Genomic DNA, 307 nt, shown 5'->3' on the forward strand with positions numbered 1-307 from the left:
GAGTTGATCAATTTGTTTTTCCAATTCTTCTATGGCTTTTTCTAAATACTCCATATGCTCCCAATGGTAACGCAACATATCACGATGATGACGGCGAATACGACCATTAATTGCATGGGCAATGTCAGTAATACTTGCTTTTGTTCGCCAATCCACCATTTTTCGAAGACCATCGGTCTCTATTTTTTCACCGTTTAGAATCGCTTCAAGGATACGGCGTCCCGATACACCGAAAATGTCTGATAGAACGGATGTTAGTTTGATATTAGCATCTTGAAGAATTTTGTGAATGCGATTCTGCTCTGAG

1 pseudogene is annotated in these 307 nt (G+C 39.7%); it reads right to left on the reverse strand.

The window, feature by feature from the left end:
• A pseudogene (locus IOC57_RS25550) lies at positions 1-307 on the reverse strand (IS110 family transposase); the annotation flags it as partial.

It is taken from the genome of Bacillus sp. SD075, assembly GCF_017355165.1.
Lineage (GTDB): Bacteria > Bacillota > Bacilli > Bacillales > DSM-1321 > Peribacillus.